The sequence below is a fragment of the Bacillus sp. P4_D3 genome, from assembly GCF_056401855.1.
The window spans coordinates 1-1,147 of the sequence record NZ_JBFUIN010000882.1; the positions used below are offsets into that span (position 1 = coordinate 1).

Here is a 1,147-nt window from a genome sequence, read left to right on the forward strand (position 1 = left end):
ATTAAGAACACCTTGGTACACCTAAAGCTAAAAATAAACCCGCTACTCCTGCTGCAATTGGCACCTTCAACGTAATAACATCATCTACTTTTGTTACTAAAAAGTAAGCATTCCCTTCTTGTAACACGCAATTCACTAATAATTGAAATTCCATTCAAATCTCCTCCTTTCAAATGAGATACTATAATCTATGAAAATCTTTTCAAAACGTAATAGGAATTAAATCTATTTTTCCTTATATATAAAATAAATGTTTGTTTATCTATTAAAAATAATATAAATCTTTTTATTTTATTAAAAACCCTGTAATTTCCAATGAATTCTTATATAATCAATAAAGAAAATCTTACAAATGGAGGTATGAAAATGGCTATTTTGAGTAATATTGGTGTAGCTTTATTTTTGATTGCTATCATTCTTTTAATCTTATGTATCATTTCATTCTTTAAGAAAAATGGAAAAGCAAAACAATATGGTCGTCCAACTGTTATTCTTTTTATGATTTCAATTATGTTAATAATGACCGGCACAACAAAATCTGAACACCCAGTCGTCGAATTTTTTTCTACTTTAAGTTTCATTCTATTTATATTTTTCCTTGTTCTTGCAATATTATCTGTTATTAAGAAAACAGGTGTAGCAAAAAAACAATTTATAATTACAGCTGTTTTATTTGTCATTTTTGTTGCGCTATCAGGTATTTCAAGTCCTTCTTCTGAAAAAACGAAAGCAACTAATAAACAAGTCGCTTCTAATAGTGAAGAGAAAAAAGATGACGAAAAGAAAAAGGAATTAGAAAAGAAAGAAGCGGACGAAAAAACTCGTAAGCAAGAAGATGAGAAACGTCAAGCTGAGGAACTAGCTCGTAAGCAAGAGGATGAGAAACGTCAAGCTGAGGAACTAGCTCGTAAGCAAGAAGATGAGAAACGTCAAGCTGAAGAACTAGCTCGTAAACAACAAGAAGAGCAACAGCGTCAAGCTGAAGAACAGGCCCGTAAACAACAAGAAGAGCAACAGCGTCAAGCTGAAGAACAGGTCCGTAAACAACAAGAAGAGCAACAACGTCAAGCTGCTGARCAAGCTCGCAAACAACAAGAAGARCAACAACGTCAAGCTGCTGARCAAGCTCGCAAACAACAAGAAGAAC

The 1,147-nt window shown here is 32.8% G+C and carries 2 protein-coding genes; one reads left to right on the plus strand and one right to left on the minus strand.

Annotation, left to right across the window (positions count from 1 at the left end):
• Position 1: 1 nt before the first annotated feature.
• Positions 2–154: an exosporium protein ExsG gene (gene exsG / locus AC1DTM_RS27630; protein ID WP_088099009.1), complete on the minus strand. Its 153-nt coding sequence runs from the start codon at positions 152–154 to the stop codon at positions 2–4.
• A gap of 212 nt (positions 155–366) precedes the next feature.
• Here exsG and AC1DTM_RS27635 point away from each other — a divergent pair.
• Positions 367–1,147: excalibur calcium-binding domain-containing protein (locus AC1DTM_RS27635; protein WP_477001391.1), on the plus strand; the 781-nt coding region annotated here is incomplete at its 3' end.